The 22,740-nt window shown below is 41.3% G+C and carries 16 protein-coding genes; 4 read left to right on the top strand and 12 right to left on the bottom strand.

Annotated features, from left to right (window positions below; translation table 11 throughout):
- Positions 1-6: 6 nt before the first annotated feature.
- From MTN96_RS01705 to MTN96_RS01690, 4 genes are all read right to left on the bottom strand, one after another.
- Positions 7-2,712: a DUF2339 domain-containing protein gene (locus MTN96_RS01705; protein WP_248530586.1), complete on the bottom strand. Its 2,706-nt coding sequence runs from the start codon at positions 2,710-2,712 to the stop codon at positions 7-9.
- A 175-nt stretch (positions 2,713-2,887) separates the two neighbouring features.
- On the bottom strand, positions 2,888-4,249 hold the full coding sequence (locus tag MTN96_RS01700; protein WP_024033201.1) for a DUF4397 domain-containing protein: 1,362 nt from the start codon (positions 4,247-4,249) through the stop codon (positions 2,888-2,890).
- A 153-nt stretch (positions 4,250-4,402) separates the two neighbouring features.
- Positions 4,403-5,308, bottom strand: a complete 906-nt coding sequence (locus tag MTN96_RS01695) for a GGDEF domain-containing protein (protein WP_248530585.1) — start codon at positions 5,306-5,308, stop codon at positions 4,403-4,405.
- 231 nt (positions 5,309-5,539) lie between these two features.
- Entirely contained in the window at positions 5,540-6,124 is a 585-nt protein-coding gene (locus MTN96_RS01690) for a YqaA family protein (protein WP_024033203.1), read from the bottom strand.
- A 189-nt stretch (positions 6,125-6,313) separates the two neighbouring features.
- Here MTN96_RS01690 and MTN96_RS01685 point away from each other — a divergent pair, with 189 nt between their 5' ends.
- Entirely contained in the window at positions 6,314-7,549 is a 1,236-nt protein-coding gene (locus MTN96_RS01685; RefSeq protein WP_029772949.1) for a TMEM143 family protein, read from the top strand.
- Positions 7,550-7,622: 73 nt separating this feature from the next.
- On the opposite strand, the gene MTN96_RS01680 is transcribed toward MTN96_RS01685, so the two are convergent.
- From MTN96_RS01680 to MTN96_RS01660, 5 genes are all read right to left on the bottom strand, one after another.
- Complete coding sequence (locus MTN96_RS01680; protein ID WP_248530584.1) at positions 7,623-10,757, bottom strand: efflux RND transporter permease subunit; 3,135 nt, start codon at positions 10,755-10,757, stop codon at positions 7,623-7,625.
- A gap of 8 nt (positions 10,758-10,765) precedes the next feature.
- Complete coding sequence (locus MTN96_RS01675) at positions 10,766-12,013, bottom strand: efflux RND transporter periplasmic adaptor subunit (RefSeq protein ID WP_248530583.1); 1,248 nt, start codon at positions 12,011-12,013, stop codon at positions 10,766-10,768.
- Positions 12,010-13,272: a TolC family protein gene (locus MTN96_RS01670; RefSeq protein WP_248530582.1), complete on the bottom strand. Its 1,263-nt coding sequence runs from the start codon at positions 13,270-13,272 to the stop codon at positions 12,010-12,012. Before MTN96_RS01670 ends, MTN96_RS01675 begins: the two co-directional genes overlap by 4 nt.
- A gap of 148 nt (positions 13,273-13,420) precedes the next feature.
- Entirely contained in the window at positions 13,421-13,729 is a 309-nt protein-coding gene (locus MTN96_RS01665; RefSeq protein WP_248530581.1) for a hypothetical protein, read from the bottom strand.
- 116 nt (positions 13,730-13,845) lie between these two features.
- Positions 13,846-14,139 (bottom strand): helix-turn-helix transcriptional regulator, encoded by a 294-nt coding sequence (locus MTN96_RS01660; RefSeq protein ID WP_024033207.1) that lies wholly within the window; start codon positions 14,137-14,139, stop codon positions 13,846-13,848.
- A gap of 242 nt (positions 14,140-14,381) precedes the next feature.
- Here MTN96_RS01660 and MTN96_RS01655 point away from each other — a divergent pair, with 242 nt between their 5' ends.
- Complete coding sequence (locus tag MTN96_RS01655; protein ID WP_054982782.1) at positions 14,382-15,368, top strand: permease; 987 nt, start codon at positions 14,382-14,384, stop codon at positions 15,366-15,368.
- Here the strand turns inward: MTN96_RS01655 and MTN96_RS01650 are convergent.
- Entirely contained in the window at positions 15,365-16,192 is an 828-nt protein-coding gene (locus MTN96_RS01650) for an AraC family transcriptional regulator (protein ID WP_248530580.1), read from the bottom strand. The two genes, MTN96_RS01655 and MTN96_RS01650, sit on opposite strands and share 4 nt — an antisense overlap.
- Before the next feature lie 112 nt (positions 16,193-16,304).
- On the opposite strand from MTN96_RS01650, the gene MTN96_RS01645 reads away from it, so the two are divergent.
- Positions 16,305-19,403, top strand: a complete 3,099-nt coding sequence (locus tag MTN96_RS01645) for a beta-galactosidase (RefSeq protein ID WP_248530579.1) — start codon at positions 16,305-16,307, stop codon at positions 19,401-19,403.
- A 73-nt stretch (positions 19,404-19,476) separates the two neighbouring features.
- On the opposite strand, the gene MTN96_RS01640 is transcribed toward MTN96_RS01645, so the two are convergent.
- Positions 19,477-19,935 carry a DoxX family protein gene (locus MTN96_RS01640; protein ID WP_248530578.1) on the bottom strand — a complete coding sequence of 153 codons (459 nt, stop codon included), beginning with the start codon at positions 19,933-19,935 and terminating at the stop codon, positions 19,477-19,479.
- 273 nt (positions 19,936-20,208) lie between these two features.
- Here MTN96_RS01640 and MTN96_RS01635 point away from each other — a divergent pair, with 273 nt between their 5' ends.
- Positions 20,209-21,816 carry a diguanylate cyclase gene (locus MTN96_RS01635; protein ID WP_248530577.1) on the top strand — a complete coding sequence of 536 codons (1,608 nt, stop codon included), beginning with the start codon at positions 20,209-20,211 and terminating at the stop codon, positions 21,814-21,816.
- A 25-nt stretch (positions 21,817-21,841) separates the two neighbouring features.
- Here the strand turns inward: MTN96_RS01635 and MTN96_RS01630 are convergent, their stop codons facing one another.
- Complete coding sequence (locus MTN96_RS01630; RefSeq protein ID WP_248443852.1) at positions 21,842-22,627, bottom strand: hypothetical protein; 786 nt, start codon at positions 22,625-22,627, stop codon at positions 21,842-21,844.
- Positions 22,628-22,740: the final 113 nt, after the last annotated feature.

The following is a 22,740-nucleotide window of genomic DNA, read 5'->3' as shown; positions in this document are numbered from 1 at the left end:
TAATTATTAGGCTGGTTTGGCTTGGCTTCGTAGTTTTTGAAATAACCAACTAAGCCCCACTAACGACAAGCCTAAGCCGATAAACGACAGCGCTTTTAAAAGCCCCGTTAAATTAGCCATGTCCACTAAGAATACTTTTAAAATAACGGCTGCCAATAATCCTAACCCTATTTTTTGGATTAATAGCTGATTTTTTAAATGCCCTAACACCACAGTAATAGCCCCTAACACAAGCCAAATAACCGAGTAGCTATAAAGCTCCGCGTTGCTTGCACCTGTTGATAAGTAAATATAAGGGCCTTGCCAGTATTGGCGTATAAAGCCATTAATTGCCAATACACTCAATACACCCGCTACTGTGAGTATAAATGGCGCAGCTTTTGTATACAGCGGCTTAATTAACGTATAAAGCCAAAGCACGAGACCCGCAGGCACTAACCAAAGCAAAAATAGCCAATTAAATACAAAATATTCGCCAATATAAATAGAGCTTAAAAATGGGTTGGCGTTTAGTAAGATGCTCAGTGCAGTAACACCCGCAGCACCTGCTAATGCCATGCCTGCCACTTGGTATAATTTAGCTAAGCTACCGGCAATACGAGCACGGTGTAAATATACACAACCCAGTGCAAGCCAATTACAGGTGAGTAAAGCTTGTTCGTAAAAGCTCAAAGAATCAAACTGCGGATAGTGTCCTACCAGTTGATAGCTGGTTTCGGTGGTAATAAATAACGCCAAGCAATGCAGCGCTGCGCCTTCAAGCCAAACTTTTAACTGCGATGCGTTAAAGCATTTGGCTGCAGTGTAAAATAACACCACACACAAAGGATAAACTACTAAGCTCCAGTGCACACCCAATACACTAAGCGCCTCGTAACTTGGGGTCCACGGTGACAGTGTAAGGCGAAGTAGTAATGCAGCCACCAGCGCTTTAATTGGCCAATGTGGCATAGGCACCCGATAGCGGTTTATTAACACGCTAATAAGTAAAACTTGAATAGCCAGTGCAATGGTTAGCCCGCTGTCATTTAATAACATAGTGATAGCAAGCGTGATGTTGGCATTTGCCCCCACCCAATATGTAAAGCGCTGAAAAAGCGTTGCGCCACCTATTGCGCACTTAATTAAAATGGCGCTACTTGTAAGTAGTATCACTGCCCACAATGGATAGGCTGTGGCCAACGCATGGTTTGGGATTATAGCGTATAAGGTGGCAATCATTATAAATACGCTAAACGAGGCAGTAATATGAAAAGCCAATCGTTTAGGTTGCCACTTTATACCAAAATAAAGCCCATATACGCTGAGCGCTAACCCTAAAAATATAGCGCCACCATATTGGTGCCTAAATATAAATAGCGAGTCAGAATAATCAGCATAATAAGAAGGCGTACTTAATAGCCAGAGTACAGCTATTAACATCGCCACCCCTTGCCATAAATCCCAGCGGCTATTTTTAAGCACTAAAAACAGCAATGTTAATATGCTTAACGCATTTATTATTTGCCACTGTAAGTAGTTATTACTATCAAAAAGCATAGCCAGTAACAAAGGGACAATACAGGCAAGCATTAAAGGGTTACTAGGGAGTGCATTTATTAGGCGCTTTAAACTATGTGGGCGAGTTTCAACAACCGCAAGTTTTAACCCCAAACGTGGCACGGCAATTAAACCAATAACACTTAATAGCCCATACGTGCCCATAAGCCAAATGGTGCTGCTGTTAGCTAAAGTAAAGCCAACAACATACCAGCTCAAATGCCCCGCCCAAAGTAAATACCACAGCCATGCACGCTGTACTTTATGCGCGACCAGCGCAGCAGATAAGCTCACAAACCCAATGTACATATAAAGCGCAAATAAATTATTGCTGCCAGTATTAATCAGCACGGGGACACAATAAGCACCAATAATACCTAGTACGGCTAATACTGGGCCAAGCATTATTGCCATAGCGCTCGCACTTATGGCAATAACCCCAAGGACAACAAATGCTGTTAAAGGGCTGATCATGTTATAGCTGCTATACGCTAATAAGGTCAGTGCAAAGCACGTAATAAAACCCCCACTGGCAAGCGCTGCAGGTATATAGTTATTAAACCCTTCAAATACACTATTTTTGTAATGCATATAAGCTGCGGCTGCAATTAAGCCACCACCAAATAAACCACCTAGGATTAATCGCATTGCAGGAGAGAGCAACCCGGCTTCTAAACTGTACTTTGCTAAAAATATACCGCCTAGCGCCAATGCGATTGCGCCTATCCAGGTCATCCAGTTTTGTTCAAAGTCGCTACGCAGTTTTTCAAAAAAAGAAGTGAAAAGTGTGGGTTTGAGGTTTTTACTGCCTTGCTTATGTTTACTGGCAGAAGCATTACCGGGAGTCTTTATTGCTGAAGCTGGCGTTTTTACCTGCCCACGAGGCTGACTTGGCTGATTGGATTGATTAGGACTAACTTGATTAAAAGTCGCTTCATTGCTATTTGCTTGGGCCGTGTCTGCATGTTCAGCTGTGGAGCAATCGGTGCTTTTATCGGCGTTTTCACCGTGGCTTTGTGCGTTGTTAGCTAATTCTAAACTAAGTACTTTTGCTTTTAATTGGGTAATTTCTTGCTTTAAATTACTAAGTTGTGCAATTGCGACAATACCGCAAATAGCACCGGCCATTATAGCAAATGCAAATAAACCCACTATTCCTAAAAACTCATCCATGGCACGCTCTTTTTATTTATTATGTTATGAGTGTACCTAAAATTTTTAAAAGTTATAGCACTCTGCTTATATATGGGTTTATTTAATGTAAACAAAATCACGCTACAGCCAGGCAAAAAAAGCCCCAAACAATAATGCTTAGGGCTTTTACTTTCTAGAACGTGTTACATGTTACTTATTCTACGCTGTCTGTAATTGTGCGCGTTACACTCATTTTAAAGCCTGAACTGGTTGTCTCATCGTGCTCTAAAATTAAGATATAGTTACCTTCTTCGGTAAAATCTATATCGCTTTGTTGAATTAACACTATTTGTTGGCCGTTATCTTCGTATACGGCATACACAGTGTAAGCTTCATCATCTACATCAATTTCTTCTTGATCGTATCTATCTAAGCCATCAATTACATTGGTGGCGTCATCAACAGTTTCACCATTTAAGGTAAAGTACACGTCAACTTCGCTTACTGTTTGCCCTGCGTAGCTTTCAATTAGGTTAACAACCGAAATAGTATGGCTGTAGCTGCTAGGTGTTAGGTTTTCCTCAACACTCATCATGCGTAAACCATTATCGACATCGTTGTAAAAAACGCCTACCGCACTTTGCTCGCGCTCTAGGGTCATTAAAAAGTTATCGGCAAGCTTAGTGCCCTCTTCGTCGTACATTGCAACGCTGTAACTGTTTGGCGAAAGCTCAACGTAATCGGTGTAGGTATCGCTTGCTACCGTATTGGTATCGTTAACTGTGGTGCCACGGGTCGTGCTAAAGCTAACTGGCGAGTAATCGTCAACGGTATTTATAAAGCGCAATTGGCCTAACGCTGATTGGTGCTTTAGTGCTGTAACATAGTTATTGTCAGTCACAATATCGAGCGTGATACCATTTTCTTCTGTTGCATAACTTGGGCGGATCATGGCTACGTAGCTTTCTTCATCGTAAAAATAAACCGACTCCGACTCATACACTACATCAGTGCTACCTGCCTCAGTGATATAAATTGTGTAGTAACCCTCATCAAGGGTTTGTAAATCTAGCTCACTCAAATACTGTGTTGATGTAAATAGTTCAGCACTTTCAAATACGCCATCATCGGTTGCTAGGTAAATATCGTAGCTAGTGTCTTCACTGGTGATATTGTAAAAACCTAAGTTAAACTCGTCTGTATCACTTGAAATGGGCACACTTAGCTCTGTGAACGTAGGTTCGTCAAAGTTACCGCTCATTACAATTAGTTCGGTTTTGTCACCTTTGATTGATACTTCTTGTTCGCTAATTGTAATGTAGCTGTCGTTTGCATCTAAGTATTCAAAGCTTAAATCGTAAGTGCCGGTGCTGTAATTATGACGCGTGGTTACATCAGCAAAATCAGTGCCTGAGCGCTCAGTTTCGTCTACAAATAAACGCGTATATGGGCTGTTATAAGAGCCATTATATAATTGTACGTAGCCTGTATCACTTGAGCCGTCGCTGCCGCCACAACCAACTAGAATAGACATTAAACTTAGAGGTAAAGCAGCTTTCAACAGAGAGTTGGTCATTAAAGTTTCCTTATTATTAAAATCACTATTATGACTTCTTTGCTGCATTTTAATTTCATAGTTTACAAAGTATTACCCTCGCTGACAGTTCTTTACGAAAACGTTTAAAAGTGTAATAAATGTGCAAATAATAAGGATATTTGCGTAGAAAGCTTAAGGGGCTATTTTATATTGATCTCGGCCATTATTTTTAGCAACGTATAAAGCCATGTCTGCCCGCTTCATTACCTTGTCGAGGGGCTCGTTAGCGCTTTGCAGCGCCATACCAATACTTACGGTAAGCTGTTTGACCTGTTTAACTTTAATATTGTGCGCAATGTCTATTAGTTGCCCACAAAATTCAGCCGCTTGGCTTATATTACCGGTAGGCAAATAGCCGCCAAACTCCTCACCGCCTAAACGAGCAAATACTGCATTATTAACAAATGCACTATTATACTTAGTAGCTAACTGCTGTAGTACTAAGTCACCCTCATCATGGCCAAACTCATCATTAATAGCCTTAAAATGATCAATATCTATAATTAAAATAACGTAAGGCGTACTAGGGGCAGTTTTAACATGCCGATAAAAATAGCGTCTATTATGTACTTGTGTAAGATCGTCCGTTATCAACTCGTGCGCTAAACGGTTATGTATACTTTGTACAAAACGCATGGTCTTAAATAACCCATAGGCGGTAAAAAACATTCCCATGGTTCTGCATAAGTCTTCAAAATAAACACTCATCCAATAAGGCTGCACAACTAATTCATCTATTACATCAGCTGTTGTACCCATACTCCATAGCAATAAACCTAAAGTAGAAAACACGTACGCTTGTTTTGAAAGCTCAGAGCATTGCACTATCCAAAATAAAAATACGAGCACGATGAGATTGCAAAAATCGGTAGTAAAACCGTACACGTTATTTTGCACATCTAAAGGGGGGAAAGTATTTAAAGCATAAAGCGAGAAGGTAATGATATAAAGCAATAATGCTATACTTACCGCTTTATTTACCCAACTCATTTTATAAAAGTTTGACAATCTAACAGTAAGTTTTACAGTTTCAATCATAGGGTGGCGCTTTTTAGTGCGTTATTAACAAACTATAGCACACCAGAAAAAACCGTTATAAAAGGTTACCTTACCCTGTACTTTCTGGGTTATTTCACCACCTTGTATACAAAAGCTTGAGCAATGCAGACACAAATACAATGCAAAGCTACAAACCCACATTTGCATTAGTACCTACACAGTTTTAGTCGCGCTGAGCAGCTTACTTAACTATACCAACCAAGCATAAAACTATATTAGAGTGCTAAGGCCCCATAAAGCTAATATTAAAATAGTAATAGCAATCATCGCTTTAGTTTTGTGTTTACTGATTATTTGCTCGGCTTTATTACCTGCGTAATATACAACAACGGCTAAACTAAAATAGCGAATTGAACGAGCAATACCAGAGGCTAATAAAAACAAACCAATAGAGTATTTCGTAGCCCCAGCGGCAAGCATCGCAATTTGAAACGGAATGGGCACAATGCCCAGCGTCATTACAAACCAAAAACCTTGGCTTTGCATTTGCTGCTTAACATTTTCAAATTGCTCTTGGCTTGAAAACATTTCAATAACCCAGTCACCTACAGCGTCAAATAGGTAATAACCCAGCGCATAACCAAATAAAGCACCAATCACGCACCCAACTGTAGCCATAAGCGCTATTAACCAAAGCTTTTCACGACGTGCTTGCATAAGAGGCACAAGCACTGCTTCAAGCGGAATAGGGACTATCGTGGACTCTAAAAACGACGCTACGGTAATGCCTGTTAGCATATGTTTAGAATCTATAAAGTGCCGTGTTTTTTCTTTTAGTTTTTTTTGAATAGCCATGTAAATCCCTTTTTGCTTGTGAGGATAAGCCGTTGCTCAATGGGTTAATTCTTACATATTTACGTTAATACACGCTGAAAACATTTAAAGATTTAACAGCCACATAACTGTTAACAAATTAGCAATATTTATAAGAATATTTTATTATGTGCCAATGCAGTTAAATACCTACCAAAGCAGTTAAAATTTATGCAAAGTGCACGTTTTATTCCCTTTAGAAAACAAGATATTGTTGATATGTGTAGCGCTGAGCTCACAAACAACTCAGAGCAAACATCGTTTAAACAATTTTGCGATTTATTAGCAAGCCTTATCCATTACGATTACCATTCAACACTTGAGTCGCTCAAAAATAACTACGCGCCCTTTGATCCTAATAGCGATACGCGATCTTTAGCGCCAGTATCAGCTGATCAAAAAGCGCAGTGCCAACGCGAATTTGCTAAAGATTTTGCTAAGGTACTTAATGCAGCTAACTTTGAAGTGATCACCCATCAAGACCTGCAAGATGCACTCAACGAAGAATCCCTTTTTAAAGTACGCCTTGAGGTAGAGTTTGACGACTTTGAAGAAGTGGTTTTTTACCGCCGTGGCGAATCACAACTCACTGAAACCATAACCAGCTTTTGGGGCTTGCGTAAAAAGCCCCTGCACTTTACCAATTACGACCGCGTTGCAGTGTTTATTCGCTTTAAAGATAAAGCCTACTTTGAGGCTAAAAATAAAACGCCTTTAGGGTTTGAACCAAGCTCTACCATAGTTAAGCTGTTTCAAAATGTACCCAAAGCCGACCTTGAAATGCTATTTCCAAATAGCGAAGTACGTATGCGCCCTATAGATAAAGTGATTATTGGCTCATCGGCTTTAGTAGGCGGTGCTGTGGTATTAATCACTAAGCTTGGCGCATCTATTTTATTGTTATTTGCTTTATTTGCTTTTTGGGGTGGCTTTAGAAGTGAAGCCGTAGAAATGACCCAACAACACTTTATTACCTTTGCTATTGGAATGGGGGTTTTTGGCAGCTTTATTTTTAAAGAGTGGAGTAAATTTAAAAACCGTAAAATTAAATTTATGAAAGCGCTAAGCGATAACCTCTACTTTAAAAATCTAGATAACAATGCCGGTGTTTTTCATACCCTTATTGACGCCGCCGAAGAAGAAGACATAAAAGAAGCCCTGCTTGCCTACACATTTTTACTAAAATCAGAAAGTGGCTTAAGCGCACAAATGCTTGATGAGCAAATAGAGGCGTGGTTTAAAACAAAGTATAAATGCGAACTCGACTTTGAAATTAGCGATGCGCTTGAAAAGCTCACTCGGATGCGTTTAGTAACCTGCACTAACGATGTGTATAGTGCAATAAATTTAGATCATGCCAAAACTATTTTGGATGAGCGCTGGGATAATCTTTTTCAATATAATTAACCTGCATGGTTTACTTAACAACAAAAAGCAGCTGAAACTTCAGCTGCTTTTTACGTTGTATTTTGAGCTGCAACTAACTAAGTTGCTTGTTAAATTTTGCATGCACTAATTTATAAAGCGCAGGCAATATTAATAGCGTCAGTAGAGTTGATGAAATAATTCCGCCAACCACAACCGTTGCCAGCGGCCTTTGTAGCTCAGCGCCGGTGCCTGTATTTAGCGCCATAGGAATAAACCCTAAACTCGCCACTAAAGCCGTCATAAGTACTGGTCGCAAGCGCGAAAGCGCACCGCTTTGTATTGCATCTATCAAACTAAGCCCATCAGCTCTTAACTGTTTAATAAACGACAGCATAACCACACCATTTAATACCGCTACACCACTTAGCGCGATAAACCCCACACCTGCCGATATTGATAACGGCATATCGCGTAGCAGTAACGCGAGCACACCACCACTAAGGGCAAGTGGTACGCCACTAAATATAATAAACGAATCACGCAGTGAATTAAACGCGCTATAAAGCAGGCCAAATATAAGTAATAAAGTAACCGGTACCACCAGCGATAGCCGCTTACTTGCTGATTCTAACTGCTCAAACGTGCCGCCGTATTCAATCCAATAACCACTAGGTAAATTAAGCTGCGAATTTAAAGCGGCTTGCGCATCGCTTACAAAGCTTGCTAAATCGCGCCCTTCTACATTTGCAGTTACTACAACATTACGCTTACCGCTTTCACGGTTTATTTGATTAGGCCCTTTATTAATACTAATATTTGCAACTTCGCCCAGCGGTACAAATGCAAGGTCGGGATTAGCACTTTTTGGCACAGCAACAGGTAAACGTGCAAGCTGTGTTATATCGCTAGACCAACGCTCATCTAAACGCACTAATAACGAAAAACGTTTGTCGCCTACATAAATTAGCCCAGTTTTTACACCACCTATAGCAGCACTTACACTTTGCTGTATATCGGTTACGGTTAAGCCTAACAGCGCCATGTGGTCGCGAAGCGGCGTTACCGAAAGTGTAGGCAGGCCTTCCATCTGCTCAAGGCGTACATCGGTTGCGCCAGTAATATTTTGTACCAAGGCTGTGGCTTTTTCACCGAACTGTTTTAATGTTGATAAATCATCGCCATAAATACGCACAGCCACATCGGCGCGCACGCCAGCAATTAGCTCGTTAAAGCGCATTTCTATTGGTTGGGTAAACTCATAGTTATTACCGGGTACTTCATTAACTAAATGACGAATTTGCTTAACCAGTTCTTCTTTGCTTAAAGCAGGATTTGGCCATTGATCGCGAGGTTTTAACATTAAAAAGGTGTCGGCAACGTTAGGTGGCATAGGATCGTTTGCTACATCGGGAGTACCAATTTTTGAAAATACTTTTGCCACCTCCGGCTTAGCTAAAATGGCTTGCTCAAGCTCTTTTTGCATTTTTACCGATTGCTCAATACCGGTGCCGGTAATGCGCAGCGCATGCATAGCGATATCGCCCTCATCAAGCTGCGGTAAAAATTCAGCCCCCATATTTTTAACTTTAAAGCCAAGCGCAATTACAAGCACACCCGCAATACTAACCATCATCCACGGTAATTTAAGCGATAAGCCAAGTAGCGGTTTATAGCCTTTTTTAATTCCGCGCATCACGGCATTTTCGCTCTCACTCACCTTAGCGCGTACAAATACCGCAATGGCGGCAGGTACAAAAGTTACTGCAAAAATAAGTGCGCCAACTAGTGCAGCAACAACAGTAAATGCCATTGGCTGAAACATTTTGCCCTCAACACCACTTAATGCAAACAGCGGTAAATACACCAGCATAATAATTAAAATGCCAAATACTGCTGGGCTGAACACTTCTTTAGTGGCGGCGGTTACCACATTTAAACGCTCGTTTAGTGTAAGTTGCCTGCCATGCTTATGTTGCGCAAGGCCAAGTTGCCTTAAGCAGTTTTCAACTACAATTACAGCGCCATCAACAATTAAACCAAAATCGATTGCGCCTAGGCTCATTAAGTTACCCGACACCCTATTACCTACCATACCGGTTATGGCAAATAACATACTAAGCGGAATAACCATGGCCGTAATCAATGCGCCAGTTACGTTACCCAGTAGTAGCAGTAAAATAACAACCACCAGCACCGCGCCTTCAAACAGGTTGGTTTTTACAGTGTCTATGGTTTTATCAACAAGGGTTGTACGGTCATAAACAGCCTCAACCACTACACCTGCTGGTAGGCTTAGCTGTACATCTTTGAGTTTATCTGCCATGGCTTTTGCCACTACGCGGCTGTTTTCACCAATGAGCATCATGGCGGTGCCAAGCACGGTTTCTTTACCATTATAAGTAGCGGCGCCGGTTCTGAGCTCTTTGCCTAAACGCACGTTGGCCACATCTTTTATGCGAACGGGTGCATCATCTCGCTTAGCAACTACGGTATTGGCTATATCATCAATGGTTTTTAATTGCCCCGGCGAGCGCACTAAATATTGCCCATCAAAACGCTCTATAAATCCTGCGCCTTGGTTACTGTTATTTAATTTAAGTGCTGTGATTACATCGCTTAGCGTGAGCTTATAAGCGAGTAGTTTTTCAGGCATGGGCGCTACTTGGTACTGGCGCTCAAAACCTCCTTGGCTGTTTATTTCGGTAACGCCTTTTACTTTTAATAACTGCGGACGAATAACCCAATCTTGCAGGGTACGTAAATCTTCTGCATTAAATGGCGTGCCATCATCTTTTAATGCACCGTTATTTGCATGCACAGAATAAGTAAAAATCTCCCCTAGCCCGCTGGCAATTGGCCCTAAGTTTGGTTCAATATTGGCTGGTAAATCTGATCGAATACTTTGAATGCGCTCTGATATTTGCTGGCGCGCCCAGTAAATATCGGTGCCTTCATTAAAAATAACGGTAACTTGCGAAAGCCCATAACGCGAAATTGAGCGGGTGTAATCAAGCTTAGGAATACCCGCCATTGCAGTTTCAATCAAATATGTAATGCGCTGCTCGGCTTCAAGCGGGGTAAAACCCGGCGCTTTGGTATTTATTTGCACTTGCACATTGGTTATATCGGGTACGGCATCAACGGCTAAATTTTGTGTGTTGTATACGCCAAACCCAGCAAATAAAAGTGTGAGTGCCAGCACCATCATGTGGCGCTTAACCGCAAACGAAACTATCCAGTTAATCATGTTGCCTCCTAGTGAGAGTGACTTGCGCCGCTTTTTAAAATATCGGCTTTAATTACATAACTGTTCTCAGTTACGTACTCACCGTTTGGCGAAAGCCCTTCGAGCACTTCTACCCATTCGCTATTTTTAGCACCGAGTTTTACTGGGCGTACTTCAAACACATTGCCGCTTTTAATAAACACGCTAGGTTTGCCATTAAATTCCTGAACAGCAATCGCTTTAACGCGTACAGCCGCATCTATTTTTGCAATGCTAATATCACTATTAACATGCATACCAGGTCGCCAATGGCCATCAGGGTTTTTAAGCTCGATTCGCGCACGTGCAATATGCCCGCCACTCATCATTGGGGCTATGTAAAACACCTCACCTTGGGCATTTAAATGATGATGTAAGTCGTACACTGTAGCGCTTTGCCCTATGGCGAGCTTTTCGATGTTATCGGGAAAGGCAGACAGCTCAACCCATACGGTTTCAAGGTTTACTATTTGCATTAAAGCGCTACTGGCAAGCTCGCCGCGCTTTAAATATTGCTCGGTAATAACGCCTGTAATTGGGCTTTTTATGGTGTAATTTTGTAGGGTTTCGCGGTTAGTTATGCTGGCAAGCTTATCGCCTTTTTTAACGTTTTGACCAATGCTGACAAAAATATCGTTAACTAAGCCGGTATAAGGCGCCATTACTTCAACAGTGCTCTGCGCAGTGGGCGCTATAACACCAAATAGAGTATCGGTTAGCTCAACGCTACCTGCTTTTGCAGTGTCAGTTTTAATACCAGCGCGTTCAATTGCTTTCTCGCTTAGCGTTGTACGCCCTTCTTCTTGCTCATAATGATAATTTATTTCAGCGCCTTTATAGCGAGCCATTACATCAAGCTTAAAAGAATGCGGCTCGTTTACGCTCACGGTACTTACTAAATAGTCATCTTCAGCTTTAAAGCGAATAAGCTGTGGCTCTTCACTTAAACGCTGCACGTTTATGGTTACCTTTAACTGGCTTATATCAACGGCTTTACCGTTATTAAACCCATATATTCGCAGCTCAGTATTACCGGCAAACTGGATTAATTTAAGCTCTAAATTAAGCGTGTTATTGGTTAGTAAAAAGCCACCATGCGGGCCTTTTTCTTGGTGTTCATCTTCATGGCCTTCTTCGTGACCTTCTGCGTGATGATTAGCCGACGCCATAGCCGTGCTACTTAAAAGTGGGAGTGTAAGTAATTGCGTAATTAATAATGCGATAAGAGTTTTATTCATGATTGATGAGTCTCAATTAAAGGTTGGCCAGTTAAACGCTCAAGGGTAAGGAGTACTTGATATAGCTCGCTATGGGTGTTGATAAGTGCACGTTTAGAATCAAATAAAGCTTGCTGTGCATCGAGTAATTGCAATACCGATATTTGCCCTTGCTGATAGCTTTTTAAACTTTGTTTTATGAGCGTTTGCGCTTGTGGAATAACGCGCTGTGTTAAAAGCTGTGCTTGCGCCGCTTTACCTTGGTAATACGCATAGAGCGTGCGTATTTGCTTACGTAACTGTATACGTAATTGCCCTTGTTGTTCATTAAGTAGCGTAAGCTGATGCTGCGCCGCCTCAATATTACCGCCATTAGCGTTACTTAATTGCAGCGGCATTGAAAACGAAAACACTAACGAGCTGGCATCAGTTTGCTGGTTATATCGCACACCACCACCAAGGGTTAAATCACTTTGACCCGTTGATTTTTGCAGTGCTAAATTAGCCGTTTGTTGCATGTATTGCTGCTGTAGTAGTGCAAATTCTGGTGCTGTATTTACCATATCAAGTAACGCTGCCTCACTTTTAATAGCAGCTATTTTTGATAAATCTCCCGCATAGTAATCACTCACTTGCTCCTCTTGCCAAAGCTCATTGAGTGCTAAGCGAGAGCGCTCAAATTCACTTTGTAGCATGGCCGTGTTTAAATCTACTTGGCTTAATGCATAACGCATGCGGGTTACATCAGCACTTGAGACCGCACCGGCTTTAGCGCGTTTTTCAATTGCGTTGAGTGCCTGCTTAACAGTGTTTTTACGCTCACTGTTTAGTGCAATTAACGCCTGAAATTTTAGCACTTGGTAATAACGCTCAGCGGTGGTTGCTAAAAGTGCTAACCGAGTATTTTTATACTCAATTGTTTGCGCTTTTATATTTGCAGTAGCGTAATTAATACGATTTTGGCGTTTATCGCCAAGCTCAATTAACTGGCTCAAAGCCAGGGTGTACTGCGCCCCTGAAAACGCATGAGAGCCATGAGTTCCTAAAAAGTTTTCAGCTTCAAAGCTCAGCTCAGGGTTAGGTGAAAGCGCGGCTTGGCTTTTAAGCGCGGTTAATATTTTTTGATGGTAAGGGTAGCGTTTAAGCTGTAAGTTTTGCTGCTCGGTATTTTTAAGCGCTTGCTTTAGCGTTAATACGTTTTGAGGCTCGCTTTTTGCCAAAGCGCTCAATGTTGGTAATGCACACAGTAGCGCCACCAGCATAAGTAGTTTTTTGTTCATATAGCATATCCGTTTTAACAAACAGAGTTGGCTTAATCACTATGCCTATTTTAAAAACAAGCGCGATTAAGCAACCTAAATATGTACATAACTAGCCTTGTAGCGAACAGGCGCAGGCAGTTATATACAAAGTGTTTAAAATTAAAAACTAGCTATAAAAATTGGGTGGCGGAACATCTGGTGGGTAATTTAAACCATTGTAGCAAGCAGGCTGAGCTGCTTGGCTTTTTTCAGGGTTTATAGAGTGATTTAGTGTACTGTAGTAACCACAGTGGCAATGTTGATGGGCATGAATTTCAGTAGGTGGTTGCGCGTCTTCATCGTTTGTATCGGCCACAGGCTGAATGTGCGAAGCATGATTGACTTCTTCTTGTAAATGATACGCGGCAGCATCACAGCTAATAAAGCTGTGTACAAGCACAAGAAGTATCACGACTAAAAAGTAGTTTGAGCGCATCCATTACCTAATTAAATTTAAAGTAGGTTCCTATTTTACAAACTAGGAACAGCGGCATATTAAACCCGCACGCGTCTTGAGGTCAATAAACAACGCGCAAAACCGTTGATAAAAGTTTACTGCCCTTCGTCTACACAACATTCGTTTTGTAAAAAACCAATTACATCGTCTAAGCGCTGGTACATAGCCACGCAATAAAGCGTGCGCCCTTCGCGCCTTTGGCTAATTAGCCCAGCGTTAACTAAACCCGATATATGGTGCGAAAGTGTAGAGCCCGCCATGCTTAGCTCTTCTTGTATATTGCCAACACTAATTCCAGTGTGCCCTGCTTTAACTACACGCTTATATATAGTTAAACGCGTAGGATGGCCTAATTCTTTTAATGCTTTTGCAACGTCGATAATTTCCATTACAACCTCGTAATTTCTAAATTATTAGAAATAATAACAATTTGAATCGTTAAATACAGCTTTATTAGCAAGCTACCTTAAAAGTTAAAAAATAAAACATTTAAAAACAAGGGCATAAAAATCACTTCCATATATCTAGAAATAAAGTATTGACGATATTATTGCCCATCAATATACTTCCATAAAATTCGAAATATAACTTACTTAACGTAAGTTATACCCTGTGTACTTTGGAGTGCGTTATGAGTAATGAAATGCTAGCAATGGCAAAAGAGGCGTTAGGCATGTTTGCCTTTTTAGCTACAGAGTTAACTATTTTATTTATTGTTATTAGTTATTTAGTGGGTGTTTTACAGCTATTTATAACACCCGAAAAAATTCAATCTATTTTAAGTTCAAAAAACGGTAAGGGCTACGTTGTTGCTGCTTTATTGGGGGCTATTACACCATTTTGTTCGTGCTCAACCATTCCGTTTTTAAAAGGATTATTAAGAGCGAGAGCGGGCTTTGGCCCTATGATGGTATTTTTATTTGGCAGCCCGCTACTTAACCCGGTGATCATTGGGTTATTTGTAATTACCTTTGGCTGGCAGGTCGCTTTATTTTACTTTTTAGTGGCTATGGTGGTGTCGGTTGTAGCAGGCTATACCCTTGAAAAGCTAGGCTTTGAAAGGTATGTAAAACCAGAAGCTTACAGCACAGAATCTACTAGTAGCTGCGCAAAACCAAGCTGTAGTGAGCCTAAAGAAGTTGAGCCAAGCTGTGCAACCACAAGCTGCGGCGAACCTAAAGCAATAGAGCCTACTAAAAAAGCGCAGCCTAATCGCTGGGTAAAAGTGTGGCATGCAACCTTTAAAGACTTTAAACAGGTGTTTCCGTACTTAATGCTAGGGGTAGCAATAGGCTCGTTTATTTATGGCTTTATTCCTACCGAGCTAATTGCTAAATATGCGGGCGATGGTATGTGGTATGCCATTCCTATTGCAGCCATTATTGGTATTCCACTTTATATTAGAGCCGAAGCCGTTATTCCGCTAAGTGCCGCATTGGTCAAAAAAGGCATGGCGCTTGGCTCGGTAATGGCATTAATAATTGGCAGCGCGGGCGCAAGCTTAACAGAAGTTATTTTGCTTAAATCAATTTTTAAAAACCAAATGATAGCCGCCTTTTTGTTTGTCATTATTACTATGGCTATTGGTGCAGGCTTTTTATACCAAGCTATTTTTTAAATGCTCATTTTTCTAAACTCAGTGGGTGACACGCCCACTGATTTTTTAAACCGTTTTGAAAAATTAAATATATTAGGGTACCCCACGTAAGCGGCAATATGGGCAACCGGCCAGCGGGTATTTAGTAGCAAGTTTTTAGCCCGTTTAATACGTAAATAAATAAGCTGCTGCATTGGGCTTTTACCAAATTGTGCCTGGCATAACCTGTGTAAATGCGGTGCTGAGTAATGTACTTGTTCGCACATAGCCTCTATTGTCCAATCAAATTGCAGGCGTTCTTCTACCTCTAAAAACAAGCTGGTTAATCTATTTTGCCCGCCTATTTGCGGCTCGCTTTGAAGCGTAGTATTTAAGTAGTGGCTTAAAATAGGCATTACGCCTTCGCGCAAAGTAGCGTTTGCCTCGCTGTATAAAAGCTCCATCGCTAAATGTAATGGCGCTAACTGCTGATTAGTTAATACTTTAGCCTGCGCTAAATTTAAATGTTGCCAACGCTTGGTGTTTGCAAGGTTTAGCCAAATCACATCCCATTTTTCGCTCGCTATTTTAACCTCAAAACTTTGCCTTGCAGGCAATATAGCTAAGCTATTTTCGGCAAGTGCATATTGGTTATTAATGGTTTTTAGCGTGCCCTGGCCAGCCAAGGTATAAAAAAGAGTGTGTTCAAGCGGGTTAGTACGCGCAACACAATAATCACCCAATAAATTTGAGCAACCTGCCAGCTCTATTTCAAGGCTTGGCATTTGCGAAAGCGTGGCTAAATCAATAAACCGCTCTGTACACTCTGGGCCAATATCGAGTACATCTACAATGGTGTTGCGCATAATTTAAAATGATAGCTTTGGATAAATAAAAGAGAGCTTTAAGCATAACCGCAACGCGCTATTTTAGCTATATTTAAGCCACTATAATTGCCACACATGCAATAGGACACGAATGAACTCACTACAGCACATAATTAACCGCCGCGATTGGGAAAACCCAATTTCGGTGCAAGTTAATCAAGTAAAAGCGCACAGCCCACTCAATGGCTTTAAAAGCGTTGACCATGCCCGTACAAACACTCAATCACAAAAACAAAGTTTAAACGGCCAGTGGGATTTTAAATTATTTGATAAACCCGAAGCGGTTGATGAGTCATTACTAAGTGAAACACTCGCCAGCGACTGGCAAAGTATTCCAGTGCCTTCTAATTGGCAACTACACGGCTTTGATAAACCTATTTATTGTAATGTTAAATACCCCTTTTCCGTAAACCCGCCATTTGTACCAAGCGATAACCCAACAGGTTGCTACCGCACTGAGTTTACGATTACGGCGGATCAATTAGCTCAGCGTAATCATATTATTTTTGAAGGCGTAAACTCGGCGTTTCACCTTTGGTGTAACGGTCAATGGGTGGGCTACTCGCAAGATAGCCGCTTACCAAGCGAATTTGATTTAAGCAAACTGTTAGTGGCTGGCACCAACCGCATTGCGGTTATGGTTATTCGCTGGAGCGATGGCAGTTACCTAGAAGATCAAGACATGTGGTGGCTAAGCGGTATATTCCGCGATGTTAATTTACTTACTAAACCGCAACACCAAATACGCGATGTATTTATAACCCCAGATTTAGACGCCTGCTACCGCGATGCGACTTTACATATAAAAACCGCAATAGATGCGCCAAATAACTACCAAGTAGCAGTACAGGTTTTTGATGGCGAACAAGCACTGTGTGAGCCACACATACAAAGCACTAACAATAAACGCGTTGATGAAAAAGGTGGCTGGAGCGATGTAGTATTTCAAACAATTGATATACAAAACCCTAACAAATGGACCGCTGAAACCCCGACCTTATACCGCTGTGTTGTAAGCTTACTAGATGAGCAAGGCAATACAGTAGATGTAGAAGCCTACAACATTGGCTTTAGAAAAGTAGAAATGCTTAACGGGCAGCTTTGCTTAAACGGCAAACCGCTACTTATTCGCGGTGTTAATCGCCACGAACACCACCCCGAAAACGGCCACACGGTGAGTACCACCGACATGATTGAAGATATTAAGCTGATGAAGCAAAATAACTTTAATGCTGTACGTACCGCTCACTACCCTAACCACCCTCGTTTTTACGAGTTGTGTGACGAGCTAGGTTTATACGTAGTAGACGAAGCCAATATAGAAACTCACGGTATGTTTCCTATGGGTAGGCTTGCAAGCGATCCGCAGTGGGCTGGCGCATTTATGTCGCGCTATACGCAAATGGTTGAGCGCGATAAAAACCACGCCTCTATTATTATTTGGTCACTGGGTAACGAATGCGGGCACGGTGCCAACCACGATGCGATGTACGGCTGGTCTAAAAGCTTTGACCCATCGCGCCCAGTGCAATACGAAGGTGGCGGCGCAAATACCACAGCAACCGATATTATTTGCCCTATGTATGCCCGTGTAGATACCCATGTTGCCGACGACGCCGTACCTAAATACTCTATAAAAAAATGGTTAAGCCTACCGGGTGAAACGCGTCCACTTATTTTATGCGAGTACGCCCATGCAATGGGTAACAGCCTAGGTAGCTTTGACGATTACTGGCAAGCATTTAGAGAATACCCGCGTTTGCAAGGCGGCTTTATTTGGGATTGGGTAGACCAAGGTTTATCTAAAACAGATAAAAACGGCAAGCATTATTGGGCTTACGGTGGCGATTTTGGTGATGAGCTAAACGACCGCCAATTTTGTATAAACGGCTTATTATTTCCAGACCGAACACCGCACCCAAGCCTGTTTGAAGCTAAATACAGCCAGCAGCATTTACAATTTACACTGCGTGAGCAAACTCAAAACCAATACACCGTTGATGTATTTAGTGATTATGTATTTAGAGCAACCGATAACGAAAAACTGGTTTGGCAGTTAATAGAAAATGGCCAATGTGTAGAGCAAGGCGAGCAAGTTATTAATATTTCTCCACAAAGTACGCAAACGCTAACTATTAATACAAAAACGGTGTTTAAAGCAGGTGCGCAATATCACCTTAATTTAGATGTTGCACTGATTAACGACTCAAGCTTTGCAACTGCCGAGCATGTATTAAACACCGAGCAATTTAAGCTTATAAATTGCCAAAGTTTAAGCGCTGATACATTTTCGCCTGCTTTAGCAAACGCCTCAGCACATGGCACTGTAAATATTAGTGAAACCGACACACAGCTTAGTATTGAAGGCGATACCTTTAAACTTGTGTTTAATAGGCAATCAGGCCTTGTTGAGCAATGGCTACACAATCAAACCCAAGTTATTAAAAGCCCATTGGTTGATAATTTTTACCGCGCCCCGCTTGATAACGACATAGGCGTAAGCGAAGTAGATAACCTAGACCCTAACGCATGGGAAGCGCGCTGGCTAAGAGCGGGTATTGGGCAGTGGCAGCGTACATGTCGCTCGTTTGAAGTAGTGCAATCAAAAGTAGATATACGTATTACCTGTGTATTTAGTTATGAATTTAATGGCGCAGTACAAGCAAAAACAACTTGGCTTTATACACTTAATAATACCGGTGAAATTAGCTTAAATGTTGATGTACAACTAAACGATACTCTCCCGCCCATGCCACGCATAGGGTTAAGCACAACGCTTAATAAACCAAGCGATACACAAGTAAATTGGCTTGGTTTAGGCCCATTTGAAAACTACCCAGATCGTAAAGCGGCTGCGCGCTTAGGGTTTTACAGCGCACAATATAATGAGCTACATACACCGTATATATTCCCAACCGATAATGGCGTACGTAGTGGTTGCCAATTACTTAGCATTAATAATTTAACCGTAACTGGTGCGTTTTTATTTGCCGCCAGCGAGTACTCACAAAGCATGTTAACGCAAGCAAAGCACACTAATGAGCTAGTCGCTGATGATTGCTTACATGTACATATTGACCATCAACATATGGGGGTTGGCGGCGATGACTCGTGGAGCCCAAGTACCCATAAAGAGTATTTACTAGAGCAAAAGCAATACAACTACTCTTTAAAATTCAGTGCTAAATAAAACAGCGCTTAACCCATACAAAAATAGCGGCTAATTTAGCCGCTATTTTTTAATGCTGAATTGTTATTTACTACTACTGAGGCAGCGATTTATTCGCTAACTTTTTAGCAATTACGTTATCAACCGATAAGCTACCTGCCCCTTGTATAGCCAGTGCAGCCGTTGCAACTAACAAAGTAAGTGCGAACTCATAGCCGTTGTTTGCTACAAATAAACCATGACTAATGTGCACGCTACATATCGCAATCAGCATAGTAAACGCCGTAACTACAGCTGCTGGGCGCGTTAATAAACCAATGGTTAAGGCAATGCCGCCAAAAAATTCAGCGCTGCCTGCCATCATTGCAAGCCAGTAGCCAGGCTCAAGGCCAATGCTTGCCATCCACTGTCCTGTGCCTTCAAGACCGTAGCCACCAAACCAAGCAAATAATTTTTGTGCACCGTGCGCTGCTAAAATTAAACCAACGGGTACACGTAAAATAAGTGCTGCCATGCCTGCGTTAGAGCTTAATAATGAGTGTAAGTATTTCATAGTGTGATCCTGTTTTATTGTTAATAAGGCTAGTAACCAATGAGTACAGTTTACTATCATCATTTAAAACAATTAATACGAATATTATTGCCAAATTATCAACATGGTGTTTTTAATTACTTAACTAAGTTGCGGCTATTTTGTACTTAGCGGGCATAAACACCTCAGGAGCTAATTTAATAGCGCACTTTTAAGCGTTATTAAACAGTAAACTAATAGCTAAATAGTCCGGCTCTGCTAGTATAAAAAAAGTAGTAAAAATTGGATCCGCTTATGAGCTATAAAGGTAATAGATTGACGTTTTTCCCACCTAAAAATAAGGGGGCGCTCTTTTTTGTTTTCATTACTTTGCTCACGTTATTTATTACTTTTGATTCTCATGCTGCCGATACATGTAAAATAAAGCACTTAAACTCACCCACGCCTGCCTCTGTGCTAAAGGTAAATACTCCTTCTGAACTCACTGCTCAACGCGGTGTTAATCAATACCAAATAAGTTGCTCTGTTAAAAATGGTGGCGTACTAAGCTTTTTACGCCCGGGGCTAGATAGCTTTACTTGGCAGCAAAATAACACTATAAAAGCGCCCTTAAAAGCAGGGCAAGTAGCCTACTTAATGGACTCGGGGGCTTTTACAGCCACAATAACATTAGAATCAAAGCTTAATTACACACCGCAGTTTAAATGGCAGCCAACTCATATTTATTTTAAAAAAGCACAGCAACATTCGCTGATTATGGGCTCATTTTATGGGTTGTGCATTACACTTATTTTTTATGTATTAATAATGGGACATAGACTTAACGAAAGTGTATTTAAGCTCTACAGCATTTACATTTTTTGTATTGGCAGCTTTATTTTACTCCAAGAAGGGCAACTGTATTTATTTGTAACGCAGCATGTATCTGGCGTTATTTTTAACTTATACCTACTTAGCATTGGCTTAACCGTACTAAGTGCCACGTGGTTTATGCTTGCGTTACTCGAGACTAATAAACGCTGGCCTAAATTAACTAAGCTGCTCAAAACATTGGCCTGTACTGTAATGCTATGCGCGGTACTTAAAATGCTCGTTACCGACCTGTTATTTTGGACAATAGCAGGGCATATAATGGCTTATTCTTCGCTGTTTATTGTGGCTGTTATTTTTACTTTAGCAGCCATGCAAGCCCTCAAAGGTGTGCGCGAGGCAACACTCGTATTTGTAGCGCTTAGCTTTGTATTAGTAAGTATGATTTTTAGGGTGCTGCTTATTAACCAAAGCCCGTTTATGCAGCGTTATGGGTTTGTGTTAGCGTTTGCGGTTGAATCATTTTTATTAGCTGTTGCGGTTTCAAGGCGTATAAGCCGAATGCGAATTGCACAAAAGCGCGCCGAAACCGAAGCCGACTACGATCCCCTTTGTGGTATTTTAAACCGCAGGGGCTGGGCTAAAAAATCATCCGCGCTTATCAATATGCACGCCAAAAAAGGCGGCGTATTATGCTTGATGTATATAGATTTAGACGACTTTAAACAAATAAACGACAGCTACGGCCATGCTGTAGGCGATGACGCTTTATGCAACGTTGCCCGTTGCTTAAAAAGCAGTGTTCGCAGCAGCGATGCTGTAGGGCGCTTAGGCGGTGATGAATTTGTCGTGCTTGCACATTTTTATACTAATGCGCAGGTAAACCCTAAAACTCATCATTTAAAAACCGCCTTAAATAGGCTCACAATAAATCACAACAACGACCCTATAGCCATTAAAGCAAGTATGGGTACTACCGTATTTAGTGAACTGCCCCACTCCATTGATGAAATTTTAAAAGCGGGCGACACCGCCATGTACCACGAAAAAATACAACGAAAGGTTAAGCCACTCACGTTAGTAGATGGCTAAATTTAGGCAATACTGCTTATTGCTATTAAACCGTAGCCGGCTTGGCAAATTGTTTACGGTTTACATAGTGGCTCATAATAATGGTAAATAAAGTTGAGCACACTGCAGCCGCTGCATATACCTGCCAAATCACAAATTCAAACTTAAGCGCGAGTGCAATCACAGCAAAAAACACACAGCCCCCTAACGAGCCAATAATGCCCCCGTTAAGCACCTTATACGCCGAGTATTTTTTATCACTTGCATGCGCAATACTGCCCATAACCGCCAAAATTACCGGAAAAGTAGAAAGTAACCCGCTCCACATTGCCCCTATTTTTGCCGATATAACCGTAACTAACATAATAAAGCAGCTGACCAATAACATTTTTAGCGGCAGCTCCCACGCAGCGGTAAAAGGTTTGGCATCGGGCGCAAATTTTAACTTACTCGATGCCAGCGCAAGCACCAATAAAGTACTAAGCGAGAGCACCGATGCAAAGGCAATATTCACCGGCAATAACAAGGTAAATGCACTAAAAGCGCACCATAGTGTTAATGCAGCAAACAACGCTTTAACTACCCCATATTTTGCAAGCATGGCAGCATAACAAAAACAAAATAAGCCTATACCGCTCATGCCATACAACGACGCCACAGCCGAGTTACTAGCAAATAACTTACCTTGCTCAAGCGCAATAAAATACGAAATAGGGCCCGATGTAATAGGCAAGCCCGGAATAATACCGCTCACAAAACTGCCAAAGCGTTTTTGAGCAAAGTGAATAAATAATAAAAGTAATGGCGCAATGGTGAGTTTTAACAGCAACATAAATAACTATAAAGTATGAGAGTTGCGCGTTAGTCTACGTTTAAAATTCCGTACTGTAGAGTGAATAAATATCACTCATACGGTGTAATTATTTTCATCTATAGGTACAAAAA

Source organism: Pseudoalteromonas sp. 2CM28B, from assembly GCF_023161935.1.
Note: the sequence above shows the minus strand (reverse complement) of the source record. Positions and strands in the feature narration are given on the sequence as shown.